The organism is Roseivivax sp. THAF30 (assembly GCF_009363575.1).
In the GTDB taxonomy this organism is placed as follows: Bacteria; Pseudomonadota; Alphaproteobacteria; order Rhodobacterales; family Rhodobacteraceae; genus Roseivivax; species Roseivivax halotolerans.
Map to the genome: position 1 here is coordinate 295,547 of NZ_CP045389.1, position 15,434 is coordinate 310,980.

The following is a 15,434-nucleotide window of genomic DNA, read 5'->3' on the forward strand; positions in this document are numbered from 1 at the left end:
GCACAGCTACCCCTGACCCTTGCAAGGTAAACGCAGCGGGCGTTTCGGTCAGGAAAGGGGTAGCGATGAACAAGGCGATCACCGACGGCTGGGAGATCATGCCGCCGCCATTTGCGGACGGGCTCGGCGTCTGGTCGAGCCAGGATGGCACGCCCGGCTCCGACACCTACGCCAATATTCCTACCGCAGCTTTCGTCTCGGCCGACCAGGATTTCGGTGGCTGCCTCGAACTTCTGAAGACCGAAGCGACACAGCGCCTGCGCTACATGGGCGACACGCGGATCGAGCCGGGCGTCTACCTGCGCGTGACCGCACGGGTAAAGGTGCTGTCTGGCAGTCTGCCATCCGTACGGATTGCGGCCTGGGCGGGCCGCGCGAACAATCAGGCGGTCGGCGGGATTCCGACTGCGGGCCCCGCCACGCAGATTCCGGGCTACGGCGAGATCGTCGAGGTGAGCGCGATCATCGGCTCCGGCAATCGCTCTGGCGTTGATCTCGTCTGGGGCGCGGAGCCGACTTTCGGTCATTTCGGGCTCGACCTGACCGGCGCGACCGGATCGGTCGTCCGCATCGACGATCTGGTCATCGAGGATGTCACCTCGGTCTTCCTGCGCGACATGCTGGGCTATGTCGATGTGCGAGACTGGGGCGCGCGGGGCGATGGCGTCACCGATGACAGCGCGGCCTTCGAAGCGGCGGATCAAGCCGCAGGCGGGCGGACGCTGTTCGTCTCGGTGGGCGAGTATCTTCTGGCGCAGGACGTGACCATCGACAGCGAAGTCGTCTTCGAGGGCCGTGTCACAATGCCCACCCATCGCCGTCTGTCGCTGACGAAAAATTTCAGCCTGCCCGCCTATATCGATGCGTTCGGCGACGAGGAGGAGGCGCTCCGCAAGGCTTTGCAGGCGCTGATGAACGACGCCGACCACGAAAGCCTCGACATGGCCGGGCGGCGCGTGACCCTGACCGGGCCGCTCGACGTGCGCGCAGCGGTCGCGAACCGCGCGAGCTACGCTCAGCGGCGGGTTCTCAGGAACGGGCAGCTTCAAGCGGCCCCTGGAGGAAACTGGGGCGAAGTCGTCGTCACCCGGCAGGCAAGCTATTCGCCGTCCAACGCAACCCGTCTCACCGGTATCTCGAATGCCGGGGAAATTCCCGTCGGCGCGCTCGTGGAAGGGGCGGGTGTCGGACGCGAAATCTACGTCCGCAGCGTCAATCCCGGTGCCGGCGACGTTGTTCTTTCGCAGCCGCTCTCGGATGCGACGGGAACGCAGACTTTCACCTTCCGGCGCTTTGCCTACATGCTCGACTTCTCCGGCTTCGACCGGCTCGACGTCTTCCAGCTCGAAGATATCGAATTTCAGTGCGGGATCGAGGCCTCGGGCGTGATGCTTGCACCGACCGGCACGATCATGGTCATCCGTGAATGCACGTTCAATCGACCGAAGAACCGCGGCATCACCAGCCCCGGTGAGGGCTGCCAGGGCATGTTGATCGAACATTGCCAGTTCCTCAGCCACGAAGGCGGCGAGCTTACGCAGAACCGGCAATCCGTTGCGATCAACGTGAACGCCAATGATGTAAAGGTGCGTGACAACCGCGCGTCGCAATTCCGGCATTTCCTCGTGGCCTCCGGCGCGCAAAACATCATTTCCGGCAATCACTTCTTCCAGGGAGACGCGGCGGAGAACGGGATACGCAGCGCGGGCATCGTGATCGCACTTCGGGCCTGCAATACGCAGATCTCGAACAACTACATCGACAATTGCTTCATCGAATGGACCAACGAGCGCGAGCCTGAGCCCGATTTCACCGGGGGCTTCGGCTTTGCGGGCCTCTCGATCACCGACAACGTGCTATTGTGCTCGAAGGTCGCCACGAGCTTCTCATACATCGTCGTGAAGCCCTACGGGACCGGGCATTTCATCAACGGCATGACCGTGACGGGCAACACCTTCCGCGCCTCCTCGGGCACGATAGACCGGGTCGAGCGGCCTGATACGAGCTTCGCCCCGCTCGATTTCAGCCGGATGAAACGGGTCTATTTCGCCGACAACACGTTCCACAACATCGAAAAAGCCTCTCGCAATCCGCTGATCGTCGCGCACGCGCAGAACACTCATGCCGATACGTGGATGGTGGAGACGGGCGGCGAGCTGCCTTTCGACGCTTGGGCGACCGAGGTGGACGGGATCGTGCATACCTCGCGGCTGCGGAACGCGGCCAATGTCAGCGAATGGTGGATGCCCTATGTCTCGACCCGGGAAGGCGGGCAGAGCAACCGTGTGCACCTGATCTATCCCGGACAGGTTCGGGGCGATGCGAACGTGACGATCCGCATGGATTGAGCGGGCACGCGCGGGTGCGTGCGGATCGGCAGATTTATGACTTTTCGCACGCGGCGCACCCAAATACTGTGGCGCCATGGCAGATCCCCGATTCATCCACCTGCGCGTTCACACCGAATATTCCCTGCTCGAAGGGGCGGTACGGCTCAAGAAGCTGCCCGGCCTCTGCGAGAAGATGGGGATGCCGGCGGTCGCCGTGACCGACAAGAACAACCTTTTTGCGGCGCTTGAGTTTTCGGTCACAGCGGCGGGGGCGGGCGTGCAGCCCATCGTCGGCTGCCAGGTCGATCTGCGTTTCTCCGATCCCCAGCCCGGAGAGCGTCCCCGCGATCCCGCGCCGGTCGTGCTGCTCGCGCAGTCCGAGGCGGGTTACGAGAACCTGATGAAGCTCAATTCCTGCCTCTACCTGCGCGGCGACGGGGAGCTTGCGCATGTGACGCTCGATGAGCTCGAACGCCATTCTGAGGGCGTGATCTGCCTGTCGGGCGGGCCGGATGGACCGGTCGGAATGCTGCTTCGGCAGGGCAGCCGGGGCGCGGCCGAGGCGCTGATGGTGCGGCTCCATGCGATGTTCGGGGATCGCCTCTATGTCGAGCTTCAACGCCATCCCGGAGAGGACGGCCAACCCGAGGCCGAACGCCTGACCGAGCGCGGCTTCGTCGAAATGGCCTATGAGATGGGCCTCCCGCTCGTCGCCACGAACGATGTCTATTTCCCGAAATCGGACATGTACGAGGCGCATGATGCGCTGATCTGCATCGCCGATGGCGCCTATGTCGACCAGCAGGAGCCGCGCCGCCGCCTGACGCCGCAGCATTATTTCAAGTCGCCCGAAGAGATGGTCACGCTTTTCGCCGATCTGCCCGAGGCGGTGGAAAACACGGTCGAGATCGCGCGCCGCTGCGCCTTCATGACCTACAAGCGCGACCCGATCCTGCCGCGATTCGCCGATGACGAAGTCGAGGAGTTGCGCCGTCAGGCCAATGAAGGCTTGCAGGCCCGCCTCGCCGTCATCCCCCATGCCGCCAGCGTAGAGGACTACCAGGCCCGGCTCGATTTCGAGCTCGGCATCATCGAGGGGATGGGCTTTCCCGGCTATTTCCTGATCGTTGCGGACTTCATCAAGTGGGGCAAGGAGCATGACATCCCGGTGGGGCCGGGGCGCGGTTCGGGCGCGGGCAGCCTGGTTGCCTATGCATTGACGATCACCGACCTCGATCCATTGCGCTACAAACTCCTCTTCGAGCGGTTCCTGAACCCCGAACGTGTCTCCATGCCCGACTTCGACATCGACTTCTGCATGGATCGCCGCGAGGAGGTCATCCACTACGTCCAGGAGAAATACGGCCGCGACAAGGTCGCCCAGATCATCACCTTCGGCGCGCTTCTTTCGAAGGCCGCCGTGCGCGACGTGGGCCGGGTGCTCCAGATGCCCTATGGACAGGTCGACCGGCTGTCGAAGATGATCCCCGTCGAGGGGGTGAAGCCCGTCTCCATCGAGAAGGCGCTCGCGGACGAGCCGCGCTTGCGGGAGGAAGCCCGGAACGAAGAGGTCGTAGACCGGCTCCTGACCTATGGCCAGCAGGTCGAGGGTCTTTTGCGGAACGCCTCGACCCACGCCGCAGGCGTCGTCATCGGGGATAGGCCGCTCGACGAGCTGGTGCCGCTCTACCAGGATCCGCGCTCGGACATGCCGGCGACGCAGTTCAACATGAAATGGGTCGAACAGGCGGGCCTCGTGAAGTTCGACTTCCTTGGATTGAAAACGCTGACCGTGATCCAGAATGCCGTGGATCTCATCCACAAGTCCGGCCGCGATCTGCACGTCGGAGCCGATGGCACCACGCTCTATGAGCCCTTCGACGGGGCCGAGAACGATATCGGTCAGATCCCGCTCGACGACGAAAAGACCTATGATCTTTACTCGCGGGCCAAGACGGTCGCGGTGTTCCAGGTGGAAAGCTCGGGCATGATGGATGCGCTGAAGCGCATGAAGCCGACCTGCATCGAGGACATCGTCGCGCTGGTGGCTCTCTACCGCCCCGGTCCGATGGAAAACATCCCCGTCTATTGCGAGGTCAAGAACGGGCTGCGCGAGCGGGCGGGCATCCACCCCTCGATCGACCACATCCTCGACGAGACGCAAGGCATCATCGTCTACCAGGAACAGGTGATGCAGATCGCGCAGGAGATGGCGGGCTACTCGCTTGGCGGTGCGGACCTGTTGCGCCGCGCGATGGGCAAGAAGATCCAAGAGGCGATGGACGCCGAGCGCCCCAAATTCATCGAAGGCGCCAAGAAAAACGGCGTCGATGACGACAAGGCACTGGAGGTTTGGAACCTCCTCGACAAGTTCGCCAATTACGGCTTCAACAAGTCCCACGCTGCGGCCTATGCGGTGGTCAGCTATCAGACCGCATGGCTCAAGACGAACCATCCGGTGGAGTTCATGGCCGGCGTCATGAACTGCGATATCCATCTCACCGACAAGCTCGCGATCTACTTTGAAGAGGTGAAGAAGGGGCTTGAACTGCCCTGGGTGCCGCCTTGCGTGAACCGCAGCCAGGCCATGTTCGATGTTCAGAACGGAGAGCTGGTCTACGCCCTCGGCGCGCTCAAGAATGTCGGCGTCGAAGCGATGCGGCTCGTGGTCGAAGGGCGCGGAACACAGCCTTTCGCGACGCTCTACGATCTTGCGCGGCGCGTCGATCTCAAGCGCGTGGGCAAGCGCCCGCTCGAGATGATGGCGCGTGCGGGCGCGTTCGATCAGCTCGATCCGAACCGGCGGCGGGTCTTCGACAGCCTCGATGCGCTGGTCGCCTATTCGGCGGCGGTGCAGGAGCAGAAGACCTCGAACCAGGTCTCGCTTTTCGGCGATGCGGGCGAGGATCTGCCCGAGCCGCGCCTTGCACCGGTGAACGATTGGCTGCCGGCAGAGCGGCTCGCCGAGGAGTTCAAGGCGATCGGCTTCTATCTCTCCGGGCACCCGCTCGACGATTATCTCGCAGCGCTGAAGCGCAAGGGCGTGATGACGCTCGACGAGGTGATGCGGAAAGCCGAGGGCGGCCCGTTTCTTGCCAAGCTCGCTGGAACCGTCGCCGGGCGGCAGGAACGCAAATCGGCGAAGGGCAACCGCTTTGCCTTCTGCCAGCTCTCCGACCCGACCGGGGCTTACGAGGTCACGCTCTTTTCCGAGACGCTGGAGAAAAGCCGCGAGCACCTGGAGACCGGCGCGAAGGTCGTGGTGACGGTGGAGGCGACGCTTGAGAGCGATCAGCTCAAGCTCCTGGGCCGGTCAGTCGCGCCGGTGGACGTGGCGGTCGCCGATGCCGGTGCGTCGGGCCTTCGGATCTACCTCGAGGAGGAAGCCGCGATTCCGCAGATCGCATCCGTTCTCAGCCGTGCGGCCGAGCAGATGCCGAAAGCGGGCCGGGGCCCCGTGCACCTGTGCCTGTCACATCGCGATTTGCCCGGCGAGGTCGAGATCGGGCTGGAGGAAGAGTTTCCCGTCACGCCCGAGATCAAGGGCGCGATCAAGTCGCTCGCAGGCATCATGGACGTCGTGGAATTCTGATCCGAAAGACGCGGACAAGCCGCGACATGTCTGGCCTGCCGATCGTTCCGATCGTCAGGCGGGCGAGGGGCGCTGCTCAAGCGTTGATTGCATGATTCGACGGCTAATCTGAGCCCGTGCGTGGCTTGTTATTGCGGCAAATGTTGCAAGGAGCTTAATTTGCCCTTCATTTGCAGGTTCGGTCCCGCCATCAATGTTGGAGTGAGCGGCCTTTCAGCTAACCGCTGTAAAAGCTCGGTCGCAACGAGCGCGGGAACGGGATCTTCGCTGCAGTAGAGCCGAGAGCCCGCTTGAGCGACCATTCCGTTAATCGCAATAAATTTCCAGCTCAGAATGGCTTCCTTGCCTCAAAATTAGCGATGAAGGCGTTCACGACACACGGGTCTATTCAGACGACCTACACACGACCCTTGATTGACACAATTTTGGCTATTAACGTCAAAGCTTAAAATCCAAATGCTTAAAGGTTTAATATGACACTTAGGCTCTTCATTTTTGTATTCTCTTCCATTCTTTTAAGTGCCGAAGTGATGTTAGCTGACCCTCTGCCACCCGAATGGCAGGTCAAGCGTGATGAGGGCAATCTTCTAACGGATCATGCCTGCAAAGGAAGCGGGTATGCCGACAAGAAATTCTGGAGGAAAGTCGAAGAAGGCGACGCTGTGCTGATGAACAACGTCAACTGGCTGCGCACGAACTGTGGGCGCTCCGAGATTATTTCGGGTGAAGAAGCTTGGGAATACATGCGCAAGTCGGCAGATCTGGGCTATCCAATCGCGCAGAAGAACCTCGGAATGGTGATGCTGACAACTGGCAAATATGGTGTCGGGAAACAGCCTGAGCGCGGAGCCGAACTGTTGGAGTCCGCTGCTCGAGGTGGGTTCGGGGTGGCCGCCCTGGAACTGTCGGAGCTTCTCATCGACGGTGACGTACTGCCGCGCGACATCGGTAAGGCGAAAGAGCTTTTTGAGATCGCCCAGCGTGAGAATATGAAAGGCGACCAATTTCGGATCGTAAGAGCCAAGCTCAATCGCATTGAAAATGAGGAGGCGGAAAGCGGATCAACCGTAGTTGAGGCGGCAGCGAATTCGCAAACGGGACGCGATGACATTGCGGCAGAAGCAATTTTTGCGGATTTAAAAGAACAATTCGGCGAAGGGTTCGGGGCTGATACCGGTTATCTCGAGAACTCCGATGTGTACTACTTCAGTCACTGTAGCGCAACATCATTCGGAAAGCTTGCGGTTTTCCGGCTGCAACAAGGCGGCGAGGCGCAGATCTGGAGCGACGAGAGCGCTTGCGTGAACGGTGTCGACGAGACAGACGTGAACAGCGATGGCGAACCGGAGATACGTTACTACACTCAAGGCGGCGGGTCTGGATTCTACTCGGCATCCGTGAGCTTTCTTCACTGGCCGCAGGGCGATCCTCAGCCGAAAAAGGGGCTGAAATATGAGACCTATGCGTATTCCTGGTGGGATGGGCTTTATGCGCAATATGGTTACGACAAAGGTGTTGCCAGCCTGATGGTTACTACGACCAGGGAGCTGGTTGAGGGACCGAGCTGCGAATGGGACGAGTATTGTCCGAGCAGGCCGAAGGATGCAGAGTGCCGGGCAGCGATACGTTGTCCAGTGACTGTGGAGAAGAAGCTCTTCGTCGCCGGGGAGGATGCACCTTATCCTGACGTGCTTCGCGGCGAACGTGAGTGGGAGCGTTTCGTTCGGGACGTCTATGAAGGTACCGGCTTCAGATTGGCGAACAAGGATGCTCCCGAGGGGATCATTGGCGCTTCACTGAGCCCGTTGGAGAAGGTTCTGGATACCGCTGAGGGCGAGCAGCCGGGTGAGGTCTCAAAAGCACGTAAAGACCTGATCAGCGACTGGCTGAACTGATGTGGATCAAAATGCTTCGTCTATCTCTCTGCGCTGCGTTGACGCTTGGCGCGAGTGGATCCTATGCCGAGATCTACAAGATCGAGAACATCGGTACGGGCGATCTCCGTGGATCGACCGACGGACTGAACTTCAGCTACGATGTCCACCTTCGTCTCGAAACCTTGTTGCGTGAGCCGGTGGTCGGGACACGGTTCCGGTGGCGGCTCAATCCCAATTTCAGTGAGTTCGAGGTATCCGAGCTGATATCGGACGAGCGGCGGAGAGTGAAACTCTTGAACGTGCCACGCGAGGCACAGCTCAAGGCACGTATCTACGACGTAGACATCGAGTTCGAAATGTCGGGGGCCACAGGCGTCTACTACCTGTTGGCCGACGGCGGCGACCCTGGCCCCGGTGATGGCGAGACCTGGAGCTTTAATGTACCTGGCTCGCCAGACTGGGATGAGCTCTTCTACCGTACACCTCTCGATGGGCCGAATGACCGGGCTGACTACGTATCGGAAAGCGAGGCGAAAAGGATCTGGAAGGAGGGGCTGCGCCTGCATACTGCCCGGCTCGTGGATGTAAAGGTTTCGACACATGACTTGGTGCGCTGGTACGTGCAGCAAAGCAAGAAGCCTGAAATTGAAGTGACCAAAAAGGCAATCCGAAACCTGGCGGCGGGGATCCAGCAGGGGTTTGGATACGAGATTGACCCAGAAGAGTTCGCCGAGGTGACCCCGGAGGAGCGCTGGGACACCGAAGGCATGAGCAACCTTCCCGAAGAGGAGGGTCTGCGCGCGGCCGAGATCGACTACAAGATCCTGAGCGAGCGGCTTGGCAAGCTTTTGGCGATGCCCAAGAAGTTCGAGCCGACGGGCGATCTGATCCTGTTCGACGCGGCGGTGGCCGAGTTGCGCTCAGATATTGCGGAGCTGGCGGACAAGCGCACCGATCGCGGCCTCAGAGATTATCCTTTGGCGCTGGGGTTGTCGCCGCGGGAGTTCGAGGAGGGGCGCGATATTGTGACGAAGAAATACCGCTTGCTCTCAATCCCAAACCGAACTGGGCGCCGCGAGATTGGTGACGAGGATTATTTTTATAGTATCGGTAACACAGAGTTTGCCATTTTTGACTCGAGTGGAAGGCAGCTCACGCTGGGAATTGAGAGCGATCGAATAAGTCTAATACTAGATAAGTATGTCGTATATGGTGACTGCATTTATGACTTGGAAACTGGAGACATAATTACAACCAGAAAGGGTGGTAGGGTGCTTTACTTGGGAAACTCGTGCAACAAGAGAGGCTGGCGCGCCGATTACCTGAACATTTTTCTCGAAGGGAGCAAAACAGAAGCCAAGTCTCACGGGAACTGGAGCTTGCTGAATGAGACCTTTAATGCGATGGGCGGACAGCCGAGATGGGCGACCATTGAGATAAATGGTAGCACACGGATTATAAACATTGGTTGCGACACCATTTTCGGGGGATACGACGAATATACATTATATGATGAGGATCTGAATGAGATTTATCATGAGTATGACGATGACAAGACTAAGCGGCTCGCGGAAAGAGAGAATCTGGAGGCAAAAGGAGTTCCTAATTGCCTTTAGTTATAGCGCCACTATTATGAAATAATCTTTCAAGTTGGCGGTCCGAGGATCTACTTAATGACCGTCGGCAGTTTTTCGATCAGCCTTCTCAGAAGTAGCGCGCGCTGGATCCTGGATTTGTACAGCGGGCGTTTCAAACTGACGATATCAAGCGCTCAGATATCCCGGCAAGCGCGAAAGCCTCCTTCTACAGAGTTTTTTGCAAGCTGAAACCATGGATGTGGAACGTGCACCAACCGGCTCCTGAAAATAGTATCAATTCACCTTCAAAAATATTGAAAGATCGCCAAGTTTGCATTTATGGGTGGAGAAGGATCACATCCCGCGTCAAAATGTCCGCCTCATAGATCCGGGTGAACCCGTCATCGAGACAGGGATCGGGGCGATAGGCCTCGGGCGGATCATAGGGCAATATGTCATCCAAAATGCTCGTTCCGATAGGGACGAGGTCATATCCCCATGGACCACTTGATGGCACGCATTCATATCCCGGGCCGGGATTGACCCACGCGCAGGCTGAAACTTCGTAGTCCAGCGATGGTGAGATGTCGGGAGCCCAAGTGATTTCCGGACCAAATGGCCCGTCTTTGCAGCGATCCCCTGGTTGCAGGGTGATCACGGCGCATCCGTTGGGTGGCACTGGATCATACACGACCTCGGGGGCTGGATCGGGGAAAAGTGGCACAATCAATGGCTGACCACCACGAATGACGCAGGTGTAGCCCGGCGCCGGATCGCGCAGGGCGCAGGTCTTCAGGTAAATTTGTGCGTTGATCGCACCCTGATCGGGCATCAACACCCATTTACCGTTCTTGTAGACGCATTTTGTGAACGGTGGACGCGGCATAGCTTCGTTAAAGCACCCACCTTCCATCGTCGTGGTCGCGGGTTTGAGGGCTTCAGCCTCGCTGGCCGCCTTTTCGGCCTCCTTTGCCTGCTTGGTTGCTTCTGCCCGCGCGGCTTCGTTTTCGGCTTTTGACTGATCGACCCTGGCCTGGGCCGCGTCGCGCTGCCGGTTCAGATCTTCGGGGTCTGGCAGTGCATCGCGCTTCTTTTTTGCCTCGTCGACTGCGTCGTCGGCCGCATCAAGCTCTGCATTGCGCTGTTGGAACTGTTCCTCGGTGAGATTGTGCGCATCTTCGTCGATTTTATTCTTTTTCTCGGCACGTCGGTCCTTGGCCGTCGCGACTGCAGCATCGGCCATAGCGCGCCGTTCGGGCAGCGCCTCAATCTGATGATTGATCTGATCCAGCGCAGCCTCGTCCCGACGCAACTCCGTCCGCGCCAAGGATGCAGCATGTCGCGCCTGCGCCAGACTACTGGCCGCCCCGCAGGCATTGGTGCATAGCCGGACAATCTCAGATAGATAGGTCTGTGTATCGGAAAATTCACGCACAACCCCGAAGATTTGATTTCGATCCACACTTCCCGTTACGGCAAAAGTCGAGGTGAATTTCTTCGCTTCCTCTGCTGTGTTCGCAATTCGCTTATAAATCTTTTGACGACCATCGGTGATGTCGTGTTCGCAGGCCGTGTGACAGGTGGCCCGTTGACCGGCGAGTTGAAGAAGGTTTGCGCCCAGATCGCCCGAGGCATACCATTCGAAAGGAATGCGCGCAGGAAGCCCCGGAAAAGCAGTATTCTCCCGAGCGCTCAACGGGTTCCAGTTATGGTCGGCGATCACCTTAGTCGCCATCGCATCAGTGTGGTTGAGCGACATCGATATCTCCGGGAAGTCTCCGTATTGCCCGAGGTAGGCTTCTTCAAAGACTAATCTGAGCCGATTGGAGTCAAAGCCGAACCGCCTTGAATTTCCATCCGGCCAGCCCTCGACCGCGGCCAATGGCCGGACGCCTTCCGTCAAGTCGGATTCGTATCCAACCAGTGCCTGATCCGGAGATGGGTCAAAACAGCGTTGGCATTTGCAAATCTCGCGGGTGGCATCGTCAGGCAAGTAAGAAATACCCCATTCAGACGGCAACACGGCGTCCGGGAAGAGCACATGCGCCAACGCAAGGTTAGCCAGTTCTCGGATATTGTCCCGTCGGACGGCAGAGAGCCCTGCTTCGTCTGTGGCCGCCAGTCGGGCAAGGCTGACCGCAGGCGTGATCAGAGCCATGTCGATTCCGTGGCGGGAAATATCATCATATATTCGCAGCTGCGCCTGTTCAGCCGGAAGGCCGCTGCCTGCCCACTCAAGCCCCACCGCAAGCGCGCGAATGCCCAAGGTGAGCGAGCGCAACTCCAACCTCTCGCGATCCAGCGTGCAAATCGATTTTTGGAGATGTGGGTTGAAGACACCCACTTCATGGGTCACTGGCGTCTCCTCGATCGACGGGTCGCGCAACCGTGCAAGGCAATGCAGAATATCAGGTTTTCCGGTCAGGCGGTCCGTAATCCGCTGTTCGAGATCGGGAATATCATTGAGATCAATGCGCACGTGGCGCGGTTTGAGCTCAGTCAACGTAAAATCAAAGGCAGCAGCTGGCGGCGGCAGGAAGACGATCGTGCCAAAAGCCAAAACAAGCTTAACAAAATTTATCATTTACAGATCCTTTATTAAAATAATTAAATTTTTATCTTGTAATTTCCAATCGGGCCATTCTTTTACGCCAAGGTTGCTAGAATTTACTTACAGCGCAAGCGTTAATCCGATTAACGGCGCCGCCGTCGGTTTTTCGGGCAAACAAAAAGGCGCGGCTCCAGGTGCCGCGCCTTTACCACTGATCGTGGGGAGTGGATCGGCCTCAGTCGGCCTCTCCGCTGTCTTTGGGATTGCACGAGGGCTTTGAGGCTTTCTGCGCATCGATCTCGGCCTTGCGGGCCTCGACCAGCTTGGTGACCTCCTCGGGGCGCAGCTCGTGCACGGCGATCTTCTTCGCCAGGCTGGCAGGTGCATGCACCTCGAGATGCGTGAAGAAGAGGCGGAGGAACTCCACGTCTGCGGTTTCGAGAAGCTTCGGCAGCTTGTTCTGCAAAAGCTTGATCATGGACGCCTCCGCGGTGTTGCGGTCGTCGGTGGCGAGGATCGTGCCGAGGGCACGTTTTTGAGCTGGGGTCATGATTGATCCTTCCTTTTGCTCGATTGAATTTCCGGGCATGGCCCGCGGCCCCGGGGTCGATCTCCTGGACATCTCACCCTCGGCTGAAGGGGACGTGTGTTCCTCTGGGATTGGGCAGAAAAACTTTTTTCAAAGTTTGATTGCTCAGCTCTCATCGCGGTCCGCCTGATCGCGGCCGCCCTTCTGATCGAGGTGCCGCAGACCAAGGAGGCGCTTGGTCAGCCCCTTCCGCAGCCCTGCGATCGTCTCACGGGCAGAGCTTGGCAATTTGCTCGCGATCTCCACGATCGTGTCATCCGCTTTGCGGATTTCCTCGACATCCCGCGCGACACTGCGGCGGGCTGCCTCCTGCGCTTCGCCTCGCAAGCGCGCGAGGGCCTTGCGGAACAGCGTGCGGGCTTTCTGCAGGCGCGGGCTTGCCGGTTTCTCTGAAGCCGGTTTCGGTGACGGACCGCTTTCGCTTGCCGGCTCCTCGTTGCTTGGAGCCTCCGCACGTTCCACCAGATCGATGTCGCCAGACGCCACGGCAGTGGCAAGGTCCAGAACCTCGTCGGCTTCGCTCTCGCGCTGCGCGACGACGCCTTCGCGGGTCTCAAGCTCGGAAGCCCGCGTAGAGAGCTTGCGCTCTTCTTTTCGTCGCCAATCCCGCGGCGAGACATGCTGCCGCTTTTCCGGCACATCGACCTTTGGCGCGTCGCCGCGACGCGTGGCATTCTTTTCGATCGCGTCCCGGATCGCCTTGGCGCGTTTCTCGCCCCGCACCAGGCCGATCTGGCTGAACCAGGCGCCAACGCTGTCCTGCGCCAATTCATAATCCTCGATCATCGCGTGCTTGGACGGCTGCAGCATATGCCGGCCATCCTTGGTTCTGGCCCGCGGCAGGATCACCGCATGGATGTGATAGGCCTCCTCGTCGAGATCCGCGCGGGCATGCACGACATCCTCGCCGAAGTGCTCTTGCAGCCAGGCGACCGCCAGCTCTTCGAACTGGGCCTCGTGCCTGTTGAGGGCGCGCGCCTCGCCCTCGTCGCCGAAGAGTTCGTCGATGGGTTGGAAGCCTGGCGCTGTCGGCTGGGCGGCTTGACGTGTCTCCGGTGACGTCTTTGCGTTGCCCGCTTCGAACCACTTCCGGTTCACCGTCAGGATGACCTCTCGCATCGGCCCATGCTGGGTCGCCCGCCAGGGATCGCGCGGGCCTTCCGTGATGCGTTTGTGCAGCTCGCTCTTCCGCCGCCGCCTCTTCAGCTTATCGAGCTCATCGGCAAAGTTCTCCGTCGCCATCTCCCGCACTTCGTCCTGCACCTCGCGCGCCCAGCCCACCGAGCCGAGAAGACGCCGGTTGTCCTTTGAGCGCGTCTTGTCCACATGCCCGAGATCGCCGCCCTTGCGCGTCCGGTGGCCCTCGTAGCCTCCGAGATCCTTCGGCCAAAGCCCCGTCATGCGCAGCACCACGGGCGTGCCTGTCGTCTCTGTCATTGTCCGTCCTCCGTTGTGGAGGTCGGGACATCTGGTCGGGCCGAGTTCCGCAGAAACGGGTTGGGATCAGCGCTTCGCGTCAAAGGCTGCGCGAGCGGTGCAGTCTCCCTTACTCACTAATCAGCCCGCGCAGTCGGCGCGCTGCGCGCGCCTTGGTGCTCGGGCTGTCGTTCGCCGGGGCGCTGCCCCGGACCCCGCTCTCCGAGGGGCAGGAGGTCGTTCGCCACTCTCCTGCACCGCTGGCGTCTCCGACGGCTCGGAGCATCGTTCCGCACTCCTCCGAGACCACCTGCTCGCAGCTCCCCGCGCGGGGCCGAGAGGGTCTGCCCTCTCGACGCTCTCCCAAAGTGAAGCCGGAGCCCGGGCCCGGGATCCTCTTTGAAGCGACGCGCGGCTTGTGCCGCGTCGCTTCAAAGAGGCCCCGAGCCTCGGAGACAGGAGCAACGCGGTGTTTCTCATCCCAGAAAGGAAGACACCGCATGAACACGTCCCAACCCCACACCGCCTGGAAAGACAGCCTCGCCCCGGGCGATGTCGTCTCGTTCTGCTTTCCGCATGAGCGGGAAGGCTCCAACGCGCCCAAGGTGCGCCCGAGCCTCGTCCTCGACGTCGAGATGCGAGACGGCCAGCGCTACGCCCATCTCGCCTACGGCACGACCTCGCCCACCACCCGCCGGGCGGGCTATGCGATCGACGTCACCGATGCAGACGAGATCGCATTCGCGTCGCTGCACAAACCGACCCGGTTCGATGCTGGCCGCCGCATCATCGTCTCGCTCGCCAACCATAACTTCGATGTCAGCCCGACCCGCGGCACGCCGGTTCTCGGCCGTCTGACCGGCCGCGCCATCGAGCGCATGCACCGCATCCGCGCGCGCATTCACGCCGAGCACCACATGCGCCGGGCCGGGCTCTTCCGGACACGGCGCGGGTATAACCCGGCGCGCGAGATCACCGTCGAGCGACGGAAGGACGGGCGGATCATGGCCCGGGAGACGCGCAATGTCTGATCCGCTGCAGAGCGCTCTCCTCGCCGTCATCGAACTGGTCCCCGCCGCCAAGAGCGCTCTCGCCGAGGCGGGGGCACAGTTGGATGCAAGCCAGCGCAAGGCTGCGTTCAAGTTCTCGGGCAAGCTGGACGACGGCAAGGTGTTCCATGACCGCCACCTCGAAGAACTGGAGCGGCTGCTGAAGCCGCTCCAGAAGATCATCGAGGCCGGTGAGCGCACCGAGGTGATCGTCGACGAGGGCTATGTCGACGAATCCTGGATCCAGACGATCCTGATCCCCGAGGTCCGCGAGCTGCAAGAGACCTGCGCGCCGCTCTTCAAGCTGCGCGACGCGCTCCGCCATGTGCGGGATCTGCGCCGCGTCGATCGGATCTATTCCCAGCTCGCACACTGACCCCCTGCGGGGCATCTCCGGGTGCCCCGCAAAAAAATCAAAATCGATCCAAACCTCGATTTCTCGGTTTCTGGGCC

Annotated in this window: 9 protein-coding genes; 6 read left to right on the plus strand and 3 right to left on the minus strand. The window is 60.2% G+C overall.

The genetic code is table 11. The features are described 5' to 3' along the window. The first annotated feature begins 65 nt into the window (after window positions 1-65). The 4 genes from FIU91_RS01340 to FIU91_RS01355 all read left to right on the plus strand — a co-directional run bounded on the left by FIU91_RS01340 (window position 66) and on the right by FIU91_RS01355 (window position 9,415). A complete protein-coding gene (locus FIU91_RS01340) occupies window positions 66-2,348 on the plus strand; it encodes a right-handed parallel beta-helix repeat-containing protein (protein ID WP_152461121.1) in 2,283 nt (760 codons plus the stop codon). 76 nt (window positions 2,349-2,424) lie between these two features. After that, window positions 2,425-5,922: a DNA polymerase III subunit alpha gene (dnaE, locus tag FIU91_RS01345; protein WP_152461122.1), complete on the plus strand. Its 3,498-nt coding sequence runs from the start codon at window positions 2,425-2,427 to the stop codon at window positions 5,920-5,922. A 473-nt stretch (window positions 5,923-6,395) separates the two neighbouring features. Continuing rightward, the gene (locus FIU91_RS01350; RefSeq protein ID WP_152461123.1) at window positions 6,396-7,817 is read left to right on the plus strand and encodes a tetratricopeptide repeat protein; all 1,422 of its coding nucleotides are present in this window, start codon (window positions 6,396-6,398) and stop codon (window positions 7,815-7,817) included. Further along, the gene (locus FIU91_RS01355) at window positions 7,817-9,415 is read left to right on the plus strand and encodes a hypothetical protein (RefSeq protein ID WP_152461124.1); all 1,599 of its coding nucleotides are present in this window, start codon (window positions 7,817-7,819) and stop codon (window positions 9,413-9,415) included. Before FIU91_RS01350 ends, FIU91_RS01355 begins: the two co-directional genes overlap by 1 nt. A gap of 298 nt (window positions 9,416-9,713) precedes the next feature. Here the strand turns inward: FIU91_RS01355 and FIU91_RS01360 are convergent, their stop codons facing one another. The 3 genes from FIU91_RS01360 to FIU91_RS01370 all read right to left on the minus strand — a co-directional run bounded on the left by FIU91_RS01360 (window position 9,714) and on the right by FIU91_RS01370 (window position 13,953). After that, on the minus strand, window positions 9,714-11,960 hold the full coding sequence (locus FIU91_RS01360) for a hypothetical protein (RefSeq protein ID WP_152461125.1): 2,247 nt from the start codon (window positions 11,958-11,960) through the stop codon (window positions 9,714-9,716). A 202-nt stretch (window positions 11,961-12,162) separates the two neighbouring features. Then, the gene (locus tag FIU91_RS01365; RefSeq protein WP_152461126.1) at window positions 12,163-12,477 is read right to left on the minus strand and encodes a hypothetical protein; all 315 of its coding nucleotides are present in this window, start codon (window positions 12,475-12,477) and stop codon (window positions 12,163-12,165) included. 144 nt (window positions 12,478-12,621) lie between these two features. After that, window positions 12,622-13,953 (minus strand): plasmid recombination protein, encoded by a 1,332-nt coding sequence (locus FIU91_RS01370; RefSeq protein ID WP_152461127.1) that lies wholly within the window; start codon window positions 13,951-13,953, stop codon window positions 12,622-12,624. A gap of 479 nt (window positions 13,954-14,432) precedes the next feature. On the opposite strand from FIU91_RS01370, the gene FIU91_RS01375 reads away from it, so the two are divergent. After that, a complete protein-coding gene (locus FIU91_RS01375; RefSeq protein ID WP_152461128.1) occupies window positions 14,433-14,963 on the plus strand; it encodes a hypothetical protein in 531 nt (176 codons plus the stop codon). Continuing rightward, window positions 14,956-15,357 carry a hypothetical protein gene (locus tag FIU91_RS01380; protein WP_152461129.1) on the plus strand — a complete coding sequence of 134 codons (402 nt, stop codon included), beginning with the start codon at window positions 14,956-14,958 and terminating at the stop codon, window positions 15,355-15,357. The genes FIU91_RS01375 and FIU91_RS01380 overlap by 8 nt, the downstream gene beginning before the upstream one ends. Window positions 15,358-15,434 lie beyond the last annotated feature (77 nt).